Genomic DNA, 22658 nt, shown 5'->3' on the forward strand with positions numbered 1-22658 from the left:
ACAATCCCAGCCGTGGTCATCGTCGTCGGCGTTGAATCATCCGGAATTCACGCCGCCTGTCCGAAATGTGGTTGGTAAAGCGTCGTCGCGGACGTTAGATTCATTCGGTTTTTGGTTATGTTCTGACTACGTCAGGTCTCTGTCGTCCGCGCGGGTGGTCCGGCGCGCCCGGGCCCCGTCGGCCACTGGCCGCCACAACGGTGCCGGTCAGCGCCCAGCGCCGGGGACCTGCCGCGGCCAGGGAGAGGGGGACGGGTCGTGACCAGCGGTCCCGTAGTCGTCGACCGCCGCCGCCTGCTAGTGGTCCTCACCGTCGGGATGGTGGGGTTCTTCCTGTTGGTCCTGACCGTCCCCGGATCCCCGGGGCGGCTGCGTGCCGGGACGTGGATCGCACTGGCCATCGCGCTGGTCAACCTGGCCCTCATCCAGCGGCTCGTCGCCGCCCACGAGCGGTGGCCGTGGCTGGCCGCGCTCGCCGCCGCCTCGATGGCGGCCGGGATGGGAGCCGCGGCCGCGGACGCCATACCCGGGGAGGAAAGCCAGCTGTTCCTGCTGTGGTTCCCCTGGATCGCCAGCTACTGCGGTGTGCTCAGGCTCGGCTGGAGCCTGGCCATGGCGGCCTGGGTGGCCCTGACGCTGCTGCTGGCGGCGTCGGTCAACTCCGCCCTCGCCGGCTCGCCGGCGCTGCTGATCACCGCGGCCGTCAGCTCGGCCGGCGGCTGCCTGGTGATGTACGGGCTGTTCCAGTGGCGCGGGGAGCAGGCCTACTCCGATCCGCTGACGTCCCTGGTGGCACGCAGCGGGCTGACCCGTGCCGCGGACCCGGCGATCGCGCGGGCGGTCAAGAAGGACCGCGAGGCGGTCCTGCTCCTGCTCGACATCAACCGGTTCCGGGAGGTCAACGACGCGCTGGGGCACGAGGCCGGTGACGAGCTGCTGCGCCAGCTGGCCCGCGCTCTTCCCACGGTGACGCCGCGGCCGTCCTTCGTCGGCCGGCTCGGCAGCGACGAGTTCGCGCTCGTCATCCCCGGCCCGCCCGGCGCGGACCGCCGTGACGACGACGAGCTGGGCGGTGGTGATGCCAGCCGCGGAGATCCGGACCGCGGCGGGTCCGCACACGGCGGCCCGCACCGGGGCGGGTCCGTGCCGACGTCGGCGAGTCGGGAGAGCGACCTGCGTGAGCTCGGTCAGTCGGTGCTGCGCCAGATCGAGGGGCCGTTCACCGTGCACGGCGTCGAGGTCGAGGTCGAGGCGAGCGCCGGGCTGGCGGTCGCCCCGCGCGACGGGGAGACGATCGGGTCGTTGCTGCCCTGTGCGGACGCGGCGCTGTCCCGGGCCAAGCGCGAGGGCGAGCGGGTCGGGCTGTGGGACGCGGGCATCGCGGGCGTGCGCTCCTGGGAGATCGCGCTGTACGCGGAGCTGCGCGCGGCCATCGCCAGGGACGAGCTCATCGTCTTCTACCAGCCGCTCCAGGCGGCGGCGACCGGGCGGATCGTCGGCGTCGAGGCTCTCGTGCGCTGGAGCCATCCGACCCGCGGGCTGCTGCCGCCCGGCGCGTTCCTGCCGATGGCGGAGCGCTCGGCGCTCATCGTCGACGTCACGAGGTGGGTGCTGGACGAGGCACTGCGGCAGTGCGCCGCGTGGGCCGCCCGTGGGCTGCACGTGCCCGTCTCGGTGAATCTCTCCGCCCGCATGCTCGTCCTGGACGACCTGCCCAGCCTGGTGACCGGGAGCCTGGCCCGCCACCAGCTCCCCCCGGACGTACTGACCCTCGAGATCACCGAGAGCGCCCTGGTGACCCAGCCCGGCCGGGCCGCCGCCATGCTCCGGGAGCTGCGCAGCAAGGGCGTCAAGCTCGCCCTGGACGACTTCGGCACCGGTTACAGCTCGATGGAGATCCTCAAGGCGCTGCCGTTCGACGAGGTCAAGATCGACCGCGGGTTCGTCGCGGACGTCCGCGGCAGCCTGCTGGACGCGGCGATCGTGCGTTCGGTGCTGGACCTCGGCCACCGGCTCGGCCTGCGGGTCGTCGGCGAGGGCGTCGAGGACGACCGGACGCTGCGGATGATGACCGAGCTCGGCTGCGACATCCTGCAGGGCGACGCGGTCTCGCGCCCGCGCCCGCCGTCGCATCTCGAGGACCTGCTGGTGGAGCGGGCCGCACCCGCCGACCGCCCCGGCGCCGCCGGTGCGGCGGCCCCTGCCGCCCTGCCGGCTGGTGGTGCTGTGCCGGCCGGCAGCGGCGTGCCGGTGGGCGGTGCCGGGTCTGCGGCCGACGCGGTGGAGGCGGTGGACGCGGCGCGTTCCGAGCCGATCGTCGGCCCGGATGCCCCCTTCACGGTGTCGCAGACGCGGCGGTTCGGTGTCCTGGCCCCGCCGGTGGCGGACGAGGCGGCGCGGGTCGCCGCGACCCGGCGCTACGAGATCGCGTTCCGGCCGCGGACCTACCCCCTGGACGACATGGCGGCCCTCGCGGCCGCGATGACCGGCTGCAACGTGGGGTCGGTGCTCCTGGTCGGCGCCGACTCGGAGACCTACCTGGGCCGCCACGGCCACGAACTGAAGGACGTGCCGGCCCGGGTCGGCGTGGCCTCGCACGCCGTCGCGGCGGGCGAGCTGCTGGAGATCCCGGACGCGATGCTCGACACCCGGTTCGCGCACGGGACCAGGGCGTTCCCCGGCCGGAAGGCCCGTTTCATCGCAGCCGTCCCGGTGCGGACCTCCGACGGCTACGCCATCGGTGCGGTCACGATCAACGACCGGATCCAGCGGCGGCTCACCCCGGGCCAGCGCGAGGCGCTGGAGAGCCTCGCCCAGCACGCCGCGGTCATGATGGACGTCCGCCGGGAGGCCGTGCTGCTCGCCGTGGTCACCGACACCGCCCGGGCGCTGGACCAGCTCTGTTACCCGGATGATCTCCCTGCGGCCGCGTCCCTGGTCAGTGACGCCGCGCGGCACATGCTGGGCGGCGACGTCGTCACCGTCCTGATGTCCGACACGCCCGGCTCGACGGTCTACAACTCCGTCGGGGCTTCCCTCGCGCCCGGGGCCACCTCCCTCATCAAGCCGGGGCAGCGGTTCAGCTCGAACGACGAGACGGTCATCGGCGAGGTCCTGCGGACACAGAGCCCACTGTTCGTCCCGGACGCGCCGACCTTTCCCGGCTTCAACCTGGACATCGTCCGCGCCAGTGGTGTGGCCTCCGCGTTCCTCGTCCCGATCCCGGGGGAGGGCGGTGCGCTCGGCGTCATGTGCGCCCGCTGGCCGGCCCCGGTGGCCGCGATCGACCCGTCGCTGTACCGCGCGATGGCGCTGCTGGCCGGGCAGGCGGGGCACGGCCTCGGCCGGCTGCGGGCCGCCTCGGTTCGGGAGCACCACCCGGACGGCACGGCCGGGCTGACCGGCCGGGCGGCCTTCCTCTCCACCCTGCAGGGGCTGTCGCCGGGCGCCGCGGTGTGCCTGTTCGACGTCCAGGCGGGCCGGGACAGGTTGACCAGTCGGTTCGCCGAGCTCCTGCGGGCCGTCTGCGACGAGTCCGCGTATCTCGCCCGCTGGTCGGACAGCCGGTTCGCGGTGGCCGTCCCGACCGGCGGGCGGGAACGGGCCGAGGCGATGGCCGACGAGGTCCGCCGCTCCTGGGCCCGGGAGTCGGCGGTGCCGATCGCCGTCGGCATCTCGGTGACCAGGAGCCACGAGCCGTCGAGCGCCGCGCTCATCGACGCGGAGAACCACCTGCTGGAGACGATGGCGGTGGTGGTCCGGGCCGAGCGGGCAGCCGCGGCGCGCGTGACAGCAACGTCAGCAGGGGTCTGACCCCTTCGGGCACCGGCTCGTGGAACGTCCGCTCCACCCGGCCGCCCTGGAACTCCACCTCGATCACGTAGACGAAGCGATCCGCCCCCGCCGGGCCGCCGCCGGTGCCGCCTGGCCCGGCGGTACCGTCCGGCCCGGCGGTGAGCGAGGCCGCCAGCGACCGCAGCGTGGCCGCCTGGTCGGCGGGGAGCTGGGCGGTGTCGAGCCCGCGCCGGACCGGCCGGCCGATGATCCCGCCAGAGCGTTCCAGGATCACCCGGATGCGCCCGGCCAGGTCGGCGGGCCCGCCGCCGTCCGGGCGGGACCCGGTGTTCCGGTCGTCGGTCACCCTCCGATTCTCCCCGCCCGGCCGGGGCGTCAGACCGGAACGCCGACCGAGGCCCAGGCGTCCCGCACGGCCTGGGTCTCCTCGGGCCCGAACAGCACCTGGGCCTGGCGCGAGGTGGCGGCGGCGAACGACCGGAACGTCGCGTTCGGCCGGAGCTGGGGCGCGCGCAGCGCCTCGTACCAGATCCGGCCCGCGCGCTCCCAGGCGTGGCCGCCGAGGGCCACCGCGAGCGTGTGGAAAGCCTTGTTCGGGATGCCCGAGTTGATGTGCACCCCGCCGTTGTCGGTCGTCGTGCGGACGTAGCCGTCCATGTGCGCGGGCTGAATGTCGTCGCCGAGCACCGGGTCGTCGTAGGCCGTGCCAGGCTCCTTCATCGACCGCAGCGCCACGCCCTGCACGGCGTCGGTGAGCAGGCCCTCGCCGATCAGCCAGTCGGCCTCCTCGGCGGTCTGGCCGCGCAGGTGCTGCTTCACCAGCGAGCCGAAGACGTCGCTCAGCGACTCGTTCAGCGCGCCCGACTGGTTCAGGTACATCAGCTGCGCCTCGTCCTCGGTGACGCCGTGCGCGAGCTCGTGGCCGATGATGTCCAGCGAGACCGTGAACCGGTTGAACAGCTCGCCGTCACCGTCGCCGAAGACCATCTGCCGGCCGTTCCAGAAGGCATTTTCGTAATGATCGCCGTAGTGCACGGTCGCGAGCAGGCCCATCCCGTCGTCGTCGACGGAGTCCCGGCCGTAGGCGTCGAGGAAGAACGCGAACGTGGCGCCGAGGCCGTCGTACGCCTCGTTCACGGCGACGTCGGCCACCGGGGCGTCGCCCTCGGCGCGCACGGTCGTGCCCGGCAGGTCCTCGGACTCCTTCGCGTCGCCGATCGTGCGGCGCGGGCCGCTGGTCGGGGCCAGCCGCGGCGGGGTCGCCGGGCGCTGCACGGAGCGCATCAGGGCGTTGTGCACCCGCACGCTGCGGTGCGAGGAGTCCTGGGCCATGGTGGACAGCGCGCGGGCGCGCTGCTCGTCGTTCCCGTTCCGGGCAATGCGCTCGAGGATGTGCGGCGGCACGGCACAGGGCGCGCAGCGTCGGTGACCGGTCATCGGCGACTCCTCCAGGTGTGGGCCGTCCCGGGCGGATCTGACCGGGGGCCACCGACCTTGGCCGCTACGTGAGCAGATGTCCAGACCGGCCTGCGCCGTCCTGTGCCGCGGCCGTCGCCGCGGTGACGGCCGGAGCCGCCGGGACGAGCTCGCCGCACCGCGGCTGCGGCTCGACGACCTCGAACACGTCACCGGTCGCGGAGACGCGGACGAAGTCGGCGCAGCGGTCCAGCCGGCCCTGCCCGGCCGAGAAGTTGATCTTCTGGGTGAGCAGGCCGCCGGCGTCGTAGTCGGTCACTCCGCGCAGCCCGCGGATGTAGGAGTCGCGGGTCGGGCAGTGCCCCTGGGTCCGCAGTCCGCGCAGGAACAGGTCGGCACTGATCCACCCGTTGACGGCGCTCTGTTGGCTCGGCGGCTGGATCTCGGGGGCGTGCCGGGTCATCGCGGACAGGTAGTCGCGGTGGGCGGGCAGGCCCCGCTCCAGCGCGGTGAAGGGCAGCGGCGTGTAGGTGCCGGCCAGGGCCTGCCGCAGGCCGGAGACCAGCACGCGCATGTCGTAGCCGGCGGGGGAGACCGCCGTCCCGAACGGGTGGCCCCGCTCGGCGGCGGTGATCAGGGCGCCGATGTAGATGTCGAGCGAGGTGGCCGCGACCAGGGTGTCCGCTCCGGTCCGGACGATCCGCCCGACGACGTCGGGCATGGTGATGCCGTCGATCGGCTCCTCGAACACGACCGGGATGCCCGCCGCCGCCAGGCTGCGTCGCGCGCTCTCGGCGTAGAGCAGGGAAGCCCGGGTCGCCGAGGTGATGATCAGCGCCGCCCGGGTTCCGCCGCGGGACTGGACGAACTGCCCCAGGGTGGTCGTCGCCTCGGTGTCGTCGGCGACGTATGTGTACGTGAACATGTTCGGGTGGTCCGCCCACAGCGGCTGGTCGGCCACACCCACCACTGGAATGTGCTGCTGGTCGAGCCAGGGCGCGGACTGTTCCGAGTACGCCGTGTGCTCGAGGATCGCGAACGCGCCCGCGGTCACGAGATCCTTCGCCGCGCGCAGGTTGACGCCCGGGCTGGACTCGTCATCACGCCAGATCGTCGTGATCCGGCGGCCGCCGACCCCGCCGGCGGCATTCTGCTCCGCCATGCGGGCCTCGACACCGGAGCGGTATCCGGTGTACTGGGCCGACATCGCGCCGCTGTCCGGGTAGAGGACGCCGACCGTGATCTCGTCGTCAGTGACACCCGGCGCGCAGGTCCAGGTCGCCGTTCCGCTCTGGGTGGATCCTCCTGCGCCACAGGCGCTCACCAGCGCCGCCGTCACGAGCGCCGTGCCGATCAACTTCGAACGAAACACCAGGACGATCCACCTCTCCGATCCGGCACGCGACAGGCCGCGGGGTTCTCGGGCAGTCACGACGTCTTACGCCCGGGATGGTCGTCCGGCCTGTAAAAACCGTGTTAGATCACAGCGAGGAAATTCGCGCCCGGACGCCGCTCAGGTGGTGCTCGTGGGAAATCCGTCCGGCGCCGGAGAAAATGAGAAAATCGGCGCGGATATACGCTGTCGCCGAACCGTCCCTCGTGCCTGTCCGGCCTTTTCTAGTGGACGTCCTCGACGCTCACCGGCGGGCTGCTGACCGGCGGGCTGGTGGCCGGGGCCGGACGTCGCCCGGCGCGCACCCGGCGGGTCACCATGACCACCGCGGCGTGGGCGCAGGCCAGCGCGATGCCGCCGATGATGAGCAGGCTCGCGTGGTTGTCGAGCCAGCGGACCAGGTCGCTGGTCCACGGCCCGAGGGCGCTGCCCGCCGACAGGTAGAGCGCCGAGGAGGTCATCGAACCGGGGACGAGGAACCGCAGGAACCGGCGCATCGACACCGACCCGGTGCCCAACGCCGCGTCGACGGCCACGTTCGTGTTGATCAGGCAGAACCACAGCAGGCCCCGCTGCGCGCCGTGCCGCGACAGGACGGTGACCAGCCGGCTGGTGCCGACCCGGCGCAGCAGGAGCGACCGGACGTTGTAGCGGGCCAGGCCGAAGTACCCGAGGTCGAGCAGGGTCCGGAGCACCGTGGCGATCAGCAGTGCGGGCAGGAACGCGACGTTGCCGCCGACCAGTATGAGGACGGAGACCGTCGGCCGCAGCGCGATGAGTAGCAGGGGAGCGGAGCTCGCGAGCGTGGGCAGCAGCACCAGGCCCACCGTGCCGGCGGCGAGCAGGCTGCCGGTGAGCAGCGCCGGCCAGCCCCGGGCAATCGCCGCCCGCGTCCACTCTGCCCGGCCGGGCCTGGCGCGGTCAGGCCTGGCGCGGTCAGGCCCGGCACGGCCGGGCTCGCTGCGGGTGGGCGCCACCCGTCCAGTGTGCCAACCCGCGCGGCCGGCCCGGCGCCGCGCGGACCCGTCGCGGGCACGGGGGGCTCCTGGCAGACTCGGCTGGTGCTGATTGTGGGCCTCACGGGCGGAATCGGGTCGGGCAAGAGCGCCGTGTCTGAACTCCTGGTGGAACACGGCGCCCATCTGGTGGACGCCGACCGGATCGCCCGCGAGGTAGTCGCCCCCGGAACGCCCGGCCTCGCCGCCGTCGCCGAGGCGTTCGGGCCGTCCGTGCTGCTGGCGGACGGCGCCCTCGACCGGGAGGCGCTGGGGCGTGTGGTGTTCGCCGACGAGGCGAGCCGGCGGCGGCTCGAGTCGATCACCCATCCGCTGATCCGGGCGGAGATGGCGGCCCGGATCGCGTCCGCGTCGCCGGACGCCGTCGTGATCCACGACATCCCGCTGCTGGTCGAGGGCGGACCGCGCCCCGGCTACGACGCGATCGTGGTCGTCGAGACACCACGCGAGCTGCGTCTGGAGCGGCTCGCCCGGCGAGGTCTCGCCCGCGACCAGGCCGAGGCCCGGATGGCTGCCCAGGCCACCGACGAGCAGCGGCGGGCGGTCGCCGACATCCTGGTCGACAACAGCGGGTCGCTCGACGACCTGCGGAAACGCGTGGGCGAGGTGTGGGGGGAGCTGCTGCACCGGCGTGACGCCGGGCTGGCCGAGCCCTCCGTCGGCCCCGGCTCCTGAGCGCCGTGGCCTGGGAGTGGGACGCGGCCGCCTACGGCCGGCTGCGGCTGCCGCACGAGCTGTGGGGGCAGCGCACGCTCGCCCGGCTCGCGCTGACCGGCAGTGAGACCGTGCTGGACGCCGGCTGCGGCACCGGGCGGGACACCGCGGCGCTGCTCGAGGCGCTCCCGCGCGGCCGGGTCATCGCCGTCGACGCATCGGCGAGCATGCTCGACCAGCTCCGCGCACGGCTGCCTGACACCGAACGGCTCACCATTCTCGCGGCGGACCTGCTCGACCCGCTGCCGATCGCCGAGCCGGTCGACGCCGTGCTGAGCGTGGCCGTCCTGCACTGGATAGCCGATCACCAGCGGGTGTTCGACAACCTCGCGGCGATCCTGCGGCCGGGGGGCAGGCTCTCGGTCGACTGCGGCGGCCACGGCAACATCGCCTCCGTCCAGGCGGCCCTGGCGGCGGTGCTCGGAGAGGTTCCGCAGGTGTGGAACTTCGCGGCGCCGGCCGAGACGGAGCGGCGCCTCGCCGCGGCCGGCTTCGTCGACATCGAGGCCCGGCTGCGCGCCGAGACCGCCCAGTTCGACGGTCCGGCTGCGTTGCACGACTACCTGGAGACGGTCGTGCTCGGCGCGCACCTGGTCAGGCTGGGCGCCGACGAGCGCGCGGCCTTCGTCCGGGCGGTCGCCGAGCGGCTGCCCCGGCCCGCCATCGACTACGTCCGCCTCGAGGTACACGCCCGCCGCGCGGCCTGACCCCGGCCCGGCCAGGCACCCGGGTTCCGCCGGTGGCCCGGCCCCCGGCCCGGTTCCGGCGCCGGGCGTTCGCGCGGCTACCGGACGTTCGCGGCGTCCATCCCGCGCAGCTCCTTCTTCAGCTCGTTGACCTCGTCGCGCAGGCGGGCCGCCAGCTCGAACTGCAGTTCCTTGGCGGCCTCGTGCATCTGGTCGTCGAGCTGGCGGATGAGCTGGGCGAGCTCGTGGCGCGGCATGCCGGCGAGCTCCGCCGCGTACCGGCCGACCGCGTCCCCCGCCTTCGACTTCATCCCGGGTACCGGGGCCTTGCCACGGGACTGCGCCCGGCCACCGCCGCCGATCATCTCCTCGCCCGCGGACTCGCGGACCATGTCCTCGAGAATGTCGACGACCTTCTTGCGCAGCGGCTGAGGGTCGAGACCGCGCTCGGTGTTGTAGGCGATCTGCTTCTCCCGGCGCCGGTTCGTCTCCTCGATGGCCTTGCTCATCGACGGAGTGATCTTGTCTGCGTACATGTGGACCTGGCCGGAGACGTTGCGGGCGGCCCGGCCGATGGTCTGGATCAGGGACTTGTCCGAGCGCAGGAAGCCCTCCTTGTCGGCGTCGAGGATGGCCACCAGCGACACCTCGGGCAGGTCGAGGCCCTCGCGGAGCAGGTTGATGCCGACGAGCACGTCGAACTCGCCGCGGCGCAGCTCGGTCAGCAGCTCGACCCGGCGCAGTGTGTCGACCTCGCTGTGCAGGTAGCGCACCCGGATGCCGAGCTCGAGCAGGTAGTCGGTGAGATCCTCGGACATCTTCTTGGTCAGCGTGGTGACCAGGATCCGCTCGTCGCGTTCCGCGCGGATCCGGATCTCGTGCACGAGATCGTCGATCTGGCCCTTGGTCGGCTTCAGCACGATCTCCGGGTCGAGCAGGCCGGTCGGCCGGATGATCTGTTCGACGACGCCGTCCCCGCGCCCCAGCTCGTAGGGGCCCGGAGTCGCAGAGAGGTACACCGTCTGGCCGATGCGCTCCAGGAACTCCTCCCAGCGCAGCGGCCGGTTGTCGATGGCGCTCGGCAGCCGGAAGCCGTGGTCGACCAGGTTCCGCTTGCGGGACATGTCGCCCTCGTACATGCCGCCGATCTGCGGCACGGTGACGTGCGACTCGTCGATGACCAGCAGGAAGTCGTCCGGGAAGTAGTCGAGCAGGGTGTGCGGGGCCGTGCCGGCGGCCCGGCCGTCGATGTGCCGGGAGTAGTTCTCGATGCCGGAGCAGAAGCCGACCTGGCGCATCATCTCGATGTCGTACGTGGTGCGCATCCGCAGCCGCTGCGCCTCCAGCAGCTTGCCCTGGCCCTCCAGCTCGGCCAGCCGGTCGGTGAGCTCCGCCTCGATGCCGGCGATCGCCCGCTCCATCCGCTCCGGCCCGGCGACGTAGTGGGTGGCGGGGAAGACGAAGACCTCCTGGGACTCCCGGACGATCTCCCCGGTGAGCGGGTGCAGGTAGGTCAGGCGCTCGATCTCGTCGCCGAACATCTCGATCCGGACCGCGAGCTCCTCGTAGACCGGGAACACCTCGATGGTGTCGCCACGCACGCGGAACGTTCCGCGGGTGAAGGCGAGGTCGTTGCGGGCGTACTGGACGTCGACGAAGCGGCGCAGCAGGCGGTCGCGCTCGATCTCGTCGCCGACGCGCAGCCGGACCATCCGGTCGATGTACTCCTGGGGGGTGCCCAGACCGTAGATGCAGCTCACGCTGGCGACGACGACCACATCGCGCCGGGTGAGGAGGTTCATCGTCGCCGAGTGGCGCAGCCGCTCGACCTCCTCGTTGATGGAGGAGTCCTTCTCGATGTAGGTGTCGGTCTGCGCGATGTACGCCTCGGGCTGGTAGTAGTCGTAGTAGGAGACGAAGTACTCGACGGCGTTGTTCGGCAGCAGCTCACGGAACTCGTTCGCGAGCTGGGCGGCCAGTGTCTTGTTGGGCGCCATCACCAGGGTCGGGCGCTGCAGGCGTTCCACGAGCCAGGCGGTGGTGGCCGACTTGCCGGTGCCCGTCGCGCCCAGGAGCACGACGTCCTTCTCGCCGGCCCGCACGCGGCGGGCCAGCTCCTCGATCGCCGCCGGCTGGTCGCCTGAGGGGGCGAAATCCGAGACGACCTCGAACGGCGCGGCCGAGCGCTGGAAGTCCGTGGTGGGGCGTTCGAACGTTGTGCTCACGAGTTCCAGAACACCACACGCCTCCGACAGTTTCCCGGCGGCGGTCCCCGGCCACCTCGGCGGTGGCACCCGGCGGCCCCACGCGGCGGTGTCCCTCAGCGCGAGGTGCCCTCCCAGCCGAGCAGCCGGGCACCGAGCACCGCGGTCTGCAGGACGTACCGGTCCGTCGGAGAGGTCGGGTCATGCCTGGTCAGGGCGTGGATGCGGTCGAGCCGGTAGGTGAGCGCGCGCACCGACAGGTGCAACCGGCGGGCCGCCGCGAGCGCCACGCCGCCGGTCGCGAAGTAGGCGTCGAGCGTCTCGATCAGCGGTCCCGCGCCGCCCCGCGCCGCCCGCAGCGGGCTGAGCACCGCCTCGACGAGCTCCTCCAGCGGTTCCCGGTCGCGGAGCAGCACCTTGTAGATGAGCAGGTCGTCGGCGTGCACGACCTGCCCGTCCAGCCGCATCCGCCCGGCCAGCTCGACGGCGTTGCGGGCCTCCTCATAGCCGATGCGCACGCCGGCGACGCCGCTGCGGGGCCGGCTGACCCCAAGCCGCCACACGAGCTCCGGTTCCACCCCCAGCCGCCCGGTGACCGCCCTGATGGCGGTGGACGGCGCCGCGTCCGCGGGGGAGAACGCCGGCAGCGGCGCGAACCCGGCGTCGCCGGGGCCGGGCGGGTCCATCCGGCGCCGGCCCCGCGGCGCCGTGGTCCGTGGGCGTGCGATCTCCCGGTCGAGGGTCGGCCGGTCGGCCCTCGGGTGCCCGGAGCCGCCGTCCGGCCGGGCGTGCACGGGGTGATGCACAGGATGGTGTCGTCCCGACGTGGGATCGCTCACGCTGGTCACCCCGGCCCTGGCCGACCCGGCCGTCGGGCCGGCGGCGGGGCGACGGTCCGGTGCGGCGCCGTCGTCCGGCGTGATCGCCGCCGTGGGCGGGCCGGGCAGGATCAGGTCGGTCTCCTGCGGGACGACGCAGACGAGCAGCCCGTCCTTGGTCGCGACGAGGGGCTCCGTGGCGCACTGCGCGCGCAGCGCCTCCTCGATCCCGCGCACGACCGCCCGCCCGTCCAGGAAGCGCCGCCCGCCCGCCGCGACGAGGACGACGTGCGGCGCCTCCAGCCGGAGCCCGAAGGCGGCCGCCCGCTCGAGCAGCGGCCCGAGCTCGGAGGTGCCGGTGAGCAGGTCGTCCACCAGCTCGCGGCGCATCGCCTCCTCCGAGCGCGCCCGCGCCGCACGGGCCCGTTCGTAGCCCTCGCACACCGCCGCGACCGCGTCGTCGCTGGCCCGCAGGACGGCCGACGCCGCCGCGCGGGTTCGCGAGACCGCCCCGACGGTCAGCCCGCTGAGATCGGTGGGATCACCGCCGTCCTCGGTGTGCTGGGAGTGCTCGGCGTGGGCGACGGCCGGCACCCGCCCGTCCAGGACCGCCGGCAGCGTCCGTCCCAGGTCGCGCGCGTCCCGGTCGGCCTGGCGGACGACGGGCAGCGACGGCCAGATCCGCCAGGTCGCGGAGAGGTAGAGGTCGACGAGCGCCGGCAGCGAGGCGCCGGACTCGGCGGCGGCCTGGCCGAGCGCCCGGAAGACGTCGAGCTCGGCGCGGGACAGCCGCCGGCCGCTGTCGGCCGCGGAGGCGAGCACCTCCAGATAGTTGCCCAGCAGGCCGGCGTGCAGGCGGGCGTCGGCCGCCGCGAGCACGGCGGCCCGGGGGAGCCGGGTGAGGCTGGTACCGGGCAGCCCGGCTGGCTGGTCGTCGTCCGGGAAGACCGGCCTGGATGTTTGATCCCGTTTCGTCACCTCATGCTCTCCCCCCGCTCGGCTGCCGAGTATCGGCAAGGAAATCGTAGACAAAGTCGCGGACTCCGGACGGTGTCTGCCGGGACACCGAAGGGCAGGCTGAGCGTTGAGCCTGGTACGGGGCCCTGCGGGGCGCCCACGGCAGGCCGACGCGGAGCGGATCCGGCCCCTCGCGGGGACGATCCCCGCACCGCCCGTCGGCCGCCCGGCGCCGCGATCATCGCCCCGCCCAGGTGCCACCACGGCAACACAAAGCCCCCGACGGAAGTGACTGACGGTGAAAGGCAAAGGATCTACCCGAGACATGTCCACGAAGGACGGCTCCCGCCCCACGGCGCTGCCGCCGATCGCAGTGCGCCCAGGCCTGTTCGTGTCCGTGGCGGTCGTGACGGTGCTGCTCGGCGCGCTCACCCTCCCCGCCACCGTGCCGGGCCGTCCGGGCTTCGCCTACTTCAGTGGGGGCGTGCTCGGCGCGGGTCTGCTCGTCGCGATCCTGCTCGGGGCCGACCTGGCCCGGGCCGCCGCCGCGCGCAGGGCCGGGATCACGGTCACCGGGATCACCCTCGGCGCCTTCGGGAGCCGGCTGGGCCTCGCACCCGCACGCGACCGCTCGACGGACCGGGGCGACGGCAGCCCGCTGAGCGGTACCGGCCCGTTGGGCGGTACCGGCCCGGCCGGTTCCGGTGACCCGCTCGCCCCGGCCACCGGTGACGCACTCGCCGACGCCGCCGTCGCCCGTGCGGGCCTGACGGTGACGGCCCTCGCCGGGATGGTGCTGGTCGCCGCCGGCGCGCTCGCCCCCGGCGGAACGCTCGCCCTGGTCGGCGAGCTGGCGCTCTGGGTCGGCACGTTCGCCCTGCTCATCACCGTCGTCGACCTGCTGCCCGCACCGCGCAGCGCCGGCGGGCGGATCCTCGCCGCCCGGGTCCTGCGCCGCACCGGTGACGAGGCGGCCGCGGAAGCGGCCGTGGCCCGCGCGGGTGTCATCACCGGGTGGACCCTGATCGTCTTCGGTGCGGCGGCCACCTTCCTGGTCGGGCTGGTCGGCCTGTGGGCGATTCTCCTCGGCTGGCTCGCGCTCGGGACGTCCCGGCTCGCGCAGACGCAGGAGCGCACCTCTGCCGCGCTGCGCGGGGTCTTCGTCCGTGACGTGATGATCCCCGCCCCGGAGGCGCTGCCGTCCTGGAAGACGGTCGCCGCCGCGCTGGACGAGACCGTGCTCCCGTCCCGCGCCTCGGTGTTCGGGGTCCGGGACTTCGCCGGGCCGCTGATCGGCGTCACCCTGCTGCGTGATCTGGCCGCGGTGCCCGCGGACGACCGCGACCTGGCCCGGGTGGCCCGGGTGACCATCCCGCTGGACCGGGTCGCCACCGCCCGTCCGGAGGAGCCGCTCGCCGCGGTCGCGTCGCGGCTGGCGCACCGGCCCGCCGCGGGCGTGATCGTCGTCGTCGCCGACGGCCCGGACGGCCTGCCCGGGATGGTGGGCACCGTGGGCCCGGGCGAACTGGCCCGGGCGCTGGAGACCACGCCGCTGCACGGCCGGGTGGTCACCCCGACCGGCTTCGGCCGCCGTCGCCGGTGAGCTCACCGGTCGCGCCGGGAGCCCGGTCCCGCCGGGTTCCCGGCGGACGTCCCCGCCGTCGCCGGGCCTGAGTGGCCCCCTCGGCGCGCGGGCCTGGCGGCCCGTCCTGAACCCGCTCTGGTCACGCTGCTGGCAACGGCGCCCGGCGGACCAGAGCACAGCATTCCCGGCGGGGCCCGTGAGCCCCGCCGGTGACCGCGGCCACCGGCCGCGACCCCCCCCGTACCACCCAAAGGAGATTCCGTGGATGTGCCCGCCTGGGCCTGGGCCGCCTTCATTGGCGGCCTGCTCCTGTTGCTCGCCATCGACCTGATCGCGCACCGCAGGGCGCACGTCATCGGCTTCAGGGAGGCCGCGTGGTGGAGCGTTGGCTGGGTGTCGCTCGGTGTCGCCTTCGCCTTCGTCATCTGGGCCTGGCAGGGCCCCGGCGCGGCCGGCGAGTACGCGGCGGCCTACCTGCTCGAGAAGAGCCTCTCGGTCGACAACCTGTTCGTCTTCGCGCTGATCTTCTCGTACTTCAAGGTCCCGCGGGAGTACCAGCACCGCGTGCTGTTCTACGGCGTGCTGGGCGCTCTGGTGCTGCGCTTCCTGTTCATCGCGGCCGGCATCGCGCTGCTCGAGAACTTCAGCTTCGTGATCTACATCTTCGGCGCCTTCCTGCTGTACACGGCGTTCAAGATGGTCCGCGACGACGGCGTCGACATGGACCCCGGGCAGAGCAGGGCCGTCCGGCTGCTGCGTCGGGTGATCCCGGTGACGGACACCTACCAGGGGCAGCACTTCATCCTGCGGCGCGCGGGCAAGCTGATCGCCACGCCGCTGCTCGCCGTGCTGGTGGCGGTCGAGACCGCGGACGTCCTGTTCGCCTTCGACTCGGTGCCCGCGGCGCTCGGCGTGACGAACGAGACCTTCCTCGTCTACACCGCCAACGCGCTGGCCATCCTCGGCCTGCGGTCGCTGTTCTTCCTCCTCTCCGGGCTGATGGAGAAGTTCCACCACCTGGCGACCGGGCTCGCCGTGATCCTTGCCTTCATCGGGGTGAAGATGCTGCTCACCGACGTCTGGCACATGCCGATCTGGCTGTCCCTCGCGGTGATCGCGGTCGTGCTGGCCGGGTCGATCGTCTGGTCGCTGACGACGGAGCCGCCCGCCGAGAACGGCGACGGCGGCCAGGACGGCCACGCCGGTGGGGCCGGCGGCCTCAGCGGGTCCAGTGAGGTCGGCGGGCTCAGTGGGGCCGGCGGAGTCAGTGAGGCCGGCGACGGCGGTCGTCTGGTGACCGGCACGGACACCCGGGCCGACGCACCGGCGGCCAACGCGGCGGACTAGGGACGCTAGCCGCCGCCGGCGAGGCGGACCCGGTTCAGGCGGGTCGACGGGCGGGAGCGGGGTGGGTCCCGGTGGACGGGATCCCGAAGGCCGCGATCGTGTCGCGTTCCTGGACCGGGGTCCGCGTCGCCTCCGCGCGCGTGATCCGGTCCCACCGGAAGCAGCGTGGGCCGCCCCGGCGCAGGCACCACGCGAACAGGTACCAGTGGCCCCCGGTGAAACCGATCAGCCGGGGCTCCACCGGACGTCCCTCGCTGACCGCGCCGGCGGCGTCGACGTAGTCGATCGTGATGACGACTCCGTCGAGCAGAGCCGCCTCGACAACGGTGGCCACCGGCCCCCGCGGGGCGCGGACCGGGTCCGTGCCGATCCGCCGTGCCTTTTCGGTGAGCTCCTCGCGGGCGGCCGTGCCGGTCACGCCCAGCGCGTCGAGGACGGCGCCCAGCGCGTCGGCGGCGTCAGCGGCGAACGGCCCGTCCTGGAGCGCGGCCAGCGCCGCCATCACTGCCGCGGCCTGCGTCTCGGTGAGGGCCACCGGCGGCAGCAGGGCGCGGACCATGGCAAACACGGTGCCACGGCGATGTCTCCGTTGCCCGCCGATCACCCGCCGGGGCGAGGTCGGCCCGACCGGGTCCGCGGACCGTCGAAGCGAGTTGGCCGAGCCAGCCCCTGCGCTGCTGGCGCAACACGCTTCAGGTGGAGCGCCGGCCGCCCCCGCTCGGGCATGGTCCGGCGGCGGCGTACCGGCCGACGAGAGCTACCTATTATTAATACGAATTGATGACTCGGCGACGCGCCGATTGTCATGTGGGCGACAGTGTGGCGCTCGCGTTAGTGTTTTGAGGCTGCCGGGATCGTCCGAGCTTCCCGAATCCCTCTGTTTCTCCTTCAAGGCGGACTATGCATAACCTTCTGGCCGTTGTTGTCTCCTATGGTGGATCACCCCAGCTCCACTGTCTTCTGGCGACCCTGGCCGGGGTTACCGGCTGCCGGGTCGCGCTGGTCGAGAACCGGCCCGGCACAGTGCACGAAGACCTGCCCGCGGGCGTTGAGCTGTACGAGGGGCACGGGAATGTCGGATATGGCACGGCTGTGAACATCGCCGTGCTCCGTGCGCTGCGGCCCGGCCCGGCGCAGGAGCCGCGGCCCGCGTCCCCGCCCGAGTGGCTGCTCGTCGTGAACAGCGACGTGACCATGCCTGAGCGGACCAGGGACCTGCTTCCCGATATCCTCGGTTCGATACCCGCCGACGCGGACGTGGTGGGTTTCCCGGTGCAGGCCGAGACCGGCCTCTCCGGCCGGAGCACGGCGGTGCTTCCGAGTATCCGTACGAATGCGTACACGGCGGTGCGCGGTGAGGCCGCCGCGGTGGAACGCTGGCCCGAGCTCTGCTATCCCGTCGGGGCGTTCTTCGCGATCCGTACCCAGGAGTTCCTCCGGATGGGCGGTTTCGACCCGTCCTACTGGATGTACTATGAGGAAACGGACCTTTTCGCCCGGCTGCACGCGTCCGGTGGCCGCATCGCGTGGATCGACGACTGCTGCCATGTCACCCACGTCGGCGGCGGGACCGTCGGCCGCGCCGGCCTGATGTACGCCGAACTCGGCCGTTCGGCCGCCATCTACGCGCGGCGCCACGGCGACACGCTCGGGCGGGGCTGGCTCGCCGTCCACGTGGCGCAGCTGGCGGCGCTGGCGCTGCGCAAGCTCGCGACCGGCCGGACCCACGACGCGCTGCGCGCGTCGAGGATCCTGTCCGGCGTCGCGACGGGGCTGGTCCAGCCTCGCTGGGAGCCCGCCACCCAGTCCCGCTGGCGGGCCGTTCCGGTCGCCACCCGCCGTGACCTGGGCCGGATGGACACCGCCGCGCCCGGGCAGGTGCCGGCGCCCCGGGCGTCCCGCACGTCCCGCGCGGACCGGTCGCCACAGGTGACCGCCGGGTACCGCTGACTGTCAGATACAGCCGACTGTCAGATACGGCTGACCGCCGGGCCGGGTGCGGCCGATCGCCGTCTCACCAGCCGCGGGAGCGCCACTCGGCCAGGTGCGGGCGCTCGGCGCCGAGTGTTGTGTCCTTTCCGTGGCCCGGGTAGATCCATGTCCGGTCGGGCAGCGGACCGAACACCTTGGCCTCGAGGCCGTCCATCAGGGTGGCGAAGGCGGCGGCGTCCCCGAAGGTGTTCCCTGGGCCGCCGGGGAACAGACAGTCGCCGGTGAACAGGTGCGGGGCGTCGCCGTCCTGGTCGTAGAGCAGGGCCACGGAGCCGGGCGTGTGCCCGACGAGGTGCACGACCCGCAGCGTGACCTCGCCGACGTGCACCTCGTCGCCGTCGACGACCGGGTCCATCGTCGGGACCGGGATGGCGGGCGCGTCGAGCGGGTGCGCCACGGTGCGGGCCCCGGTCGCGGCGACGACCTCCTCGAGCGCCTGGACGTGGTCGGCGTGCCGGTGGGTCGTCACCACGGTGGCCAACCCGCTGTCGCCGACGAGGCGTAGCAGCGTGTCGGTCTCGTTCGCCGCGTCGACGAGCAGCTGCTCGCCGGTGGCGGCGCAGCGCAGGAGATAGCAGTTGTTGTCGAACGGGCCGACCGCCACCTTGGTGATCGTGAGGTCCGGGAGCTCGCGGGTGTCCGCCGGCCCGCCGACGGTGACCTCGCCCGTGTATCCGGCGCCGATGTTCATCACGGTTCTCCTCGATCTCTCCGTGGACTGGTCCGCGCGGATCCGTCCGTGGCCGGACCGCCGTGGTGGCGGCCGGGCGGCGTGGAATGATCCGCGGAGCGCATCCATTCTGATCGGCGTGACCGCCGTGTGTCCTCGACGGAACAAGGATGTGGCCCGCGGGGTTCCCCTGCGCGGAGCCGGGCACCGCCGGTGCGGGCACGTCGGCCCGGGCGTGTGCGGGCACGTCGGCCCGGGCGTGTAGCGTCGGTCGTGTTCGAACGCGCGTTTGATCCGGTGCCGCTGCGGAGCCGGGCCCAGGGCGCGGCGCCTGCCCGCGGGGCCGCGTAACGGGCCGCAAACCCGTCCGTAGCATGCCTGCCGCAGGCCGCGACAGTTGTCCCCCACACCTGATGTCACCCAAACCTGACTGTCACCTGTATCCGACTGTCACCCCCACCCGACCGAAGACCACGAGGGACCTGACGATGGCTGACCGTCTTGTCGTCCGCGGAGCACGTGAGCACAACCTTCGTGACGTCGATCTCGACCTGCCCAGGGACGGCCTGGTGGTCTTCACGGGGCTGTCGGGCTCGGGCAAGTCGAGCCTCGCCTTCGACACGATCTTCGCCGAGGGGCAGCGCCGGTACGTCGAGTCACTTTCGGCCTACGCCCGCCAGTTCCTCGGCCAGATGGACAAGCCGGACGTCGACTTCATCGAGGGCCTGTCACCCGCGGTCTCGATCGACCAGAAGTCGACCTCGCGCAACCCGCGCTCGACGGTGGGCACGATCACCGAGGTCTACGACTACCTGCGGCTGCTGTACGCGCGGGTCGGCCACCCGCACTGCCCGAAGTGCGGCCGCCCGATCGCCCGGCAGACCCCGCAGCAGATCGTCGACCGGCTCCTGGAGCTCCCCGAGGGCACCCGCTTCCAGGTCCTGGCGCCGGTCGTCCGTGGCCGCAAGGGCGAGTACGCCGACCTCTTCGCCGAGCTGCAGAGCTCCGGCTTCGCCCGGGTCCGGGTGGACGGCACCGTCGTGGCGCTCACCGAGCGCCCCAAGCTCGAGAAGCAGCGCAAGCACACGATCGAGGTCGTGGTCGACCGGCTCGCGGCGAAGGAGTCGGCCAAGCGCCGCCTCACCGACTCGATCGAGACGGCGCTCAAGCTCGGCAGCGGCCTGGTGCTGCTCGACTTCGTCGACCGGGATCCGGCCGACCCCGACCGCGAGCGGATGTACTCCGAGCACCTGGCCTGCATGTACGACGACCTCTCCTTCGAGGAGATGGAGCCGAGGTCGTTCTCGTTCAACTCGCCGTTCGGGGCCTGCCAGGAGTGTTCGGGTCTGGGAACCCGCAAGGAGGTCGACCCCGACCTCGTCGTGCCCGACCCGACGCTCTCGCTCGCCGAGGGCGCGATCCAACCGTGGGCCGGCGGGCACAACAAGGAGTACTTCGAGCGGCTGCTGACGGCGCTCAGCGAGGACCTCAGCTTCCGGATGGACACCCCGTGGGAGGGGCTGCCGGAGCGCGCCCGCAAGGCGATCCTGCACGGCAGCGGCGAGACCGAGATCCACGTCGGCTACACGAACCGCTACGGTCGCAAGCGCTCCTACTACACGTCCTTCGAGGGCGTGATGGCCTTCCTGCGTCGCCGCCACTCGGACGCCGAGTCCGACAGCAGCCGCGAGCGCTACGAGGGCTACATGCGCGACGTGCCCTGCCCGGCATGCCGGGGCGCCCGGCTCAAACCGGAGTCGCTGGCCGTCACGCTCGGCGGCCGCTCCATCGCCGAGGTCTCCGGGATGTCGATCGGGGAATGCGCGGCATTCCTGCGCGGCGTCGAGCTCAGCGAGCGGGAGCAGGCCATCGCCGGGCGGGTCCTCAAGGAGATCGACGCGCGGCTCGCCTTCCTGCTGGACGTCGGCCTCGACTACCTGTCCCTGAACCGTTCCGCCGGCACGCTCGCCGGTGGGGAGGCCCAGCGGATCCGCCTCGCCACCCAGATCGGCTCGGGGCTGGTCGGCGTGCTCTACGTGCTCGACGAGCCGTCGATCGGCCTCCACCAGCGGGACAACCGCCGCCTCATCCAGACCCTCGTCCGGCTGCGCGATCTCGGCAACACGCTGATCGTCGTGGAACACGACGAGGACACGATCCGTGCCGCCGACTGGGTGGTGGACATCGGCCCCGGGGCCGGTGAGCACGGCGGCCGGGTGGTCGTCTCCGGCCCGGTCGAGGAGCTGCTGAGCAGCGAGGAGTCGATGACCGGCGCCTACCTCTCCGGTCGGCGGCAGATCCCGGTGCCCGACATCCGCCGCGCGCCGACGAAGTCGCGCTCGCTGACCGTGCACGGCGCCCGGGAGCACAACCTCCGGGACGTGACGGTGTCGTTCCCGCTCGGCTGCCTGGTAGCGGTCACCGGCGTCTCCGGCTCGGGCAAGTCGACGCTGGTCAACGACATCCTCGCCAGCGTGCTCGCGAACCATCTCAACGGCGCGCGCGAGGTGCCGGGCCGGCACCGCACGGTGTCCGGCCTCGAGCACCTCGACAAGGCGGTACGGGTCGACCAGTCACCGATTGGCCGGACCCCGCGGTCCAACCCGGCGACGTACACGGGCGTGTTCGACCACATCCGCCGGCTGTTCGCGGAGACGACCGAGGCGAAGGTCCGCGGGTACCTGCCGGGCCGGTTCTCGTTCAACGTCAAGGGCGGCCGGTGCGAGGCCTGCTCCGGCGACGGCACCATCAAGATCGAGATGAACTTCCTGCCGGACGTCTACGTCCCGTGCGAGGTCTGCGCGGGCGCCCGGTACAACCGGGAGACGCTGGAGGTGCACTTCAAGGGCCGCAACATCGCCGAGGTGCTCGACATGCCGATCGAGGAGGCCGCCGAGTTCTTCGCGGCGGTCCCGGCGATCGCCCGGCACCTGCGCACGCTCAACGACGTCGGCCTCGGCTACGTCCGGCTGGGCCAGTCGGCGCCCACCCTCTCCGGCGGTGAGGCGCAGCGGGTGAAGCTCGCCTCGGAGCTGCAGCGACGCTCCACCGGGCGGACCGTCTACGTGCTGGACGAGCCCACCACCGGCCTGCACTTCGAGGACATCCGGAAACTGCTCGGCGTGCTCGGCCGGCTCGTTGACGCCGGCAACACGGTGATCGTCATCGAGCACAACCTCGACGTCGTCAAGACCGCCGACTGGATCATCGACATGGGCCCGGAGGGCGGGACGGGCGGCGGCCGGGTGATCGCCGAGGGAGCTCCCGAGACGGTCGCCGCGGTGCCCGAGAGCCACACCGGCGCCTTCCTGCGGGAGATCCTCGGCGACCGGGTCGACGCCCGTCCGAAGTCACGGCCGAAGCTCGCCGGCGCGGCCGCGCTGTGACGGCGCGCGGCCGTGCCCGCTCAGGTCTGGAGGAGTCAGGTCTGGAGGAGGTCGTCGAGGACGGCGTCCAGAGCGACCTCGGGGTGCTCCTCGCCGGCGGGCACGACCCGCTCGGTGCGTTCGAGGAAGCGGCGGACGGGCGCGGCGTCCAGGACGACCACCGACCGGCGCTCGCCGTCGGCCAGCTCGAGGCGGATGCCGTCCCGGGTCGGCTCGGGCGTGATGCGGACGTCCCCGTCGCCGACGGGTGCCGGGCCGTCCAGGCCGGCCCGCAGCGCGTCCCGGGGAGCCACCCAGTGGCCCTGCGGGAGCGCGGGATGATCCGGCCGGGAGACGAGTACCAGCGCGACCGCCAGCGGGTCACAGCTGCGCCAGGTGATCTGCAGAACGGTGATCCTGCCGCGGCTGGGGGCGTCGTCAACGACGAACTCCGTCGTGACGTCCTCCACCTGCACGCGTCGGCTCCCTCGGCCCGATCTACCCGGTTTAACTGCCTCGCCGGTTTACACCGTCGCAGCAGTTCGCTCGTGACGCCACCCGAGTGGACGCGCTTCAGCATACGGCGACCGGGCGCTGACCGAAGGCGGACGGGAGATCGGCCCGGCGACAGGTTGGCCACACGGCGCCGTCCGGGCCCTGGTAGCGGCCCGTCGGTGGGTGCCGGCTCGCCCGTCCGGGC

At 72.9% G+C, this 22658-nt stretch carries 16 protein-coding genes; 7 read left to right on the forward strand and 9 right to left on the reverse strand.

From position 1 onward, the window contains the following. Nucleotides 1-258: 258 nt before the first annotated feature. Complete coding sequence (locus tag E0504_RS23050; RefSeq protein WP_112107386.1) at nt 259-3813, forward strand: EAL domain-containing protein; 3555 nt, start codon at nt 259-261, stop codon at nt 3811-3813. Here the strand turns inward: E0504_RS23050 and E0504_RS23055 are convergent. The 4 genes from E0504_RS23055 to E0504_RS23070 form a co-directional block, all read right to left on the reverse strand. Continuing rightward, a complete protein-coding gene (locus E0504_RS23055) occupies nt 3713-4141 on the reverse strand; it encodes a protealysin inhibitor emfourin (RefSeq protein WP_235014235.1) in 429 nt (142 codons plus the stop codon). The genes E0504_RS23050 and E0504_RS23055 overlap by 101 nt on opposite strands. 29 nt (nt 4142-4170) lie before the next feature. Further along, nucleotides 4171-5232 carry a M4 family metallopeptidase gene (locus tag E0504_RS23060; RefSeq protein ID WP_112107388.1) on the reverse strand — a complete coding sequence of 354 codons (1062 nt, stop codon included), beginning with the start codon at nt 5230-5232 and terminating at the stop codon, nt 4171-4173. A 64-nt stretch (nt 5233-5296) separates the two neighbouring features. Further along, entirely contained in the window at nt 5297-6583 is a 1287-nt protein-coding gene (locus E0504_RS23065; RefSeq protein ID WP_112107462.1) for an ABC transporter substrate-binding protein, read from the reverse strand. 245 nt (nt 6584-6828) lie between these two features. Further along, nucleotides 6829-7581 carry a hypothetical protein gene (locus E0504_RS23070; RefSeq protein ID WP_131625887.1) on the reverse strand — a complete coding sequence of 251 codons (753 nt, stop codon included), beginning with the start codon at nt 7579-7581 and terminating at the stop codon, nt 6829-6831. Between the two features lie 93 nt (nt 7582-7674). Here E0504_RS23070 and coaE point away from each other — a divergent pair, with 93 nt between their 5' ends. Beyond that, nucleotides 7675-8295: a dephospho-CoA kinase gene (coaE, locus tag E0504_RS23075; protein WP_112107392.1), complete on the forward strand. Its 621-nt coding sequence runs from the start codon at nt 7675-7677 to the stop codon at nt 8293-8295. Between the two features lie 5 nt (nt 8296-8300). Then, on the forward strand, nt 8301-9041 hold the full coding sequence (locus tag E0504_RS23080) for a trans-aconitate 2-methyltransferase (RefSeq protein WP_112107395.1): 741 nt from the start codon (nt 8301-8303) through the stop codon (nt 9039-9041). 77 nt (nt 9042-9118) lie between these two features. Here the strand turns inward: E0504_RS23080 and uvrB are convergent, their stop codons facing one another. Both uvrB and E0504_RS23095 read right to left on the reverse strand, forming a co-directional pair. Next, complete coding sequence (gene uvrB, locus E0504_RS23090; protein WP_112107398.1) at nt 9119-11245, reverse strand: excinuclease ABC subunit UvrB; 2127 nt, start codon at nt 11243-11245, stop codon at nt 9119-9121. A gap of 95 nt (nt 11246-11340) precedes the next feature. Beyond that, nucleotides 11341-13020, reverse strand: a complete 1680-nt coding sequence (locus E0504_RS23095) for a helix-turn-helix domain-containing protein (RefSeq protein WP_235014236.1) — start codon at nt 13018-13020, stop codon at nt 11341-11343. A gap of 304 nt (nt 13021-13324) precedes the next feature. Here E0504_RS23095 and E0504_RS23100 point away from each other — a divergent pair, with 304 nt between their 5' ends. Next, complete coding sequence (locus E0504_RS23100) at nt 13325-14602, forward strand: peptidase M50 (protein ID WP_112107400.1); 1278 nt, start codon at nt 13325-13327, stop codon at nt 14600-14602. A 243-nt stretch (nt 14603-14845) separates the two neighbouring features. Further along, the gene (locus tag E0504_RS23105) at nt 14846-15931 is read left to right on the forward strand and encodes a TerC family protein (RefSeq protein WP_112107410.1); all 1086 of its coding nucleotides are present in this window, start codon (nt 14846-14848) and stop codon (nt 15929-15931) included. A 34-nt stretch (nt 15932-15965) separates the two neighbouring features. Here E0504_RS23105 and E0504_RS23110 read toward each other — a convergent pair whose 3' ends face one another. Next, the gene (locus E0504_RS23110; RefSeq protein WP_112107413.1) at nt 15966-16490 is read right to left on the reverse strand and encodes a YafY family protein; all 525 of its coding nucleotides are present in this window, start codon (nt 16488-16490) and stop codon (nt 15966-15968) included. Between the two features lie 341 nt (nt 16491-16831). Between E0504_RS23110 and E0504_RS23115 the strand changes: the two genes are divergently transcribed. Next, entirely contained in the window at nt 16832-17881 is a 1050-nt protein-coding gene (locus tag E0504_RS23115; protein WP_112107415.1) for a glycosyltransferase family 2 protein, read from the forward strand. 64 nt (nt 17882-17945) lie between these two features. Here the strand turns inward: E0504_RS23115 and E0504_RS23120 are convergent, their stop codons facing one another. Then, nucleotides 17946-18614, reverse strand: coding sequence for an MBL fold metallo-hydrolase (locus tag E0504_RS23120; protein ID WP_071065520.1), 669 nt, complete (start codon nt 18612-18614; stop codon nt 17946-17948). A 467-nt stretch (nt 18615-19081) separates the two neighbouring features. On the opposite strand from E0504_RS23120, the gene uvrA reads away from it, so the two are divergent. Further along, a complete protein-coding gene (gene uvrA / locus E0504_RS23125) occupies nt 19082-21979 on the forward strand; it encodes an excinuclease ABC subunit UvrA (RefSeq protein WP_112107419.1) in 2898 nt (965 codons plus the stop codon). A 35-nt stretch (nt 21980-22014) separates the two neighbouring features. Here uvrA and E0504_RS23130 read toward each other — a convergent pair whose 3' ends face one another. After that, complete coding sequence (locus E0504_RS23130; RefSeq protein ID WP_020459662.1) at nt 22015-22434, reverse strand: SsgA family sporulation/cell division regulator; 420 nt, start codon at nt 22432-22434, stop codon at nt 22015-22017. Nucleotides 22435-22658 lie beyond the last annotated feature (224 nt).

The organism is Parafrankia sp. BMG5.11, from assembly GCF_004337455.1.

Bases quoted from the DNA above. Each gene is read 5' to 3' on its own strand.
- E0504_RS23115 (WP_112107415.1), top strand. From the start codon at position 16,832: ATGCATAACCTTCTGGCCGTTGTTGTCTCCTATGGTGGATCACCCCAG.
- E0504_RS23110 (WP_112107413.1), bottom strand. From the start codon at position 16,490: ATGGTCCGCGCCCTGCTGCCGCCGGTGGCCCTCACCGAGACGCAGGCC.
- uvrA (WP_112107419.1), top strand. From the start codon at position 19,082: ATGGCTGACCGTCTTGTCGTCCGCGGAGCACGTGAGCACAACCTTCGT.
- E0504_RS23120 (WP_071065520.1), bottom strand. From the start codon at position 18,614: ATGAACATCGGCGCCGGATACACGGGCGAGGTCACCGTCGGCGGGCCG.
- E0504_RS23100 (WP_112107400.1), top strand. From the start codon at position 13,325: ATGTCCACGAAGGACGGCTCCCGCCCCACGGCGCTGCCGCCGATCGCA.
- E0504_RS23060 (WP_112107388.1), bottom strand. From the start codon at position 5,232: ATGACCGGTCACCGACGCTGCGCGCCCTGTGCCGTGCCGCCGCACATC.